The 267-nt window shown below is 50.9% G+C and carries 1 pseudogene; it reads right to left on the bottom strand.

What is annotated here, in order from left to right:
* Positions 1-267 (bottom strand): annotated as a pseudogene (locus SB775_RS30155) (RNA-binding transcriptional accessory protein); the annotation flags it as partial.

The following is a 267-nucleotide window of genomic DNA, read 5'->3' as shown; positions in this document are numbered from 1 at the left end:
CGGTTCCTTGCACTTCCATCCCTGGAGCCAAATCTTCCATCTTCAAGACATCGCTTTTCAGAAGCGGCTGAGGGAATTCGTCCCGCGGGTCGCGGAAGGGTTTCTTCAATGCATCGACAATGTCCTTGAGTGTCAGTGTGCCAATTTCCCACTCACCGCTAAGGGAAGCCAGATCCAAACTGTCGAGCTTAGCGACAATTTCTGGACGGCCGATCATTTTTTTATCCGCATCGATCAGCTTAAGGATTCTCTCGGCCGTCTCATAAC

The sequence above is a fragment of the Peribacillus sp. SIMBA_075 genome (genome assembly GCF_046534585.1).
Note: the sequence above shows the minus strand (reverse complement) of the source record. Positions and strands in the feature narration are given on the sequence as shown.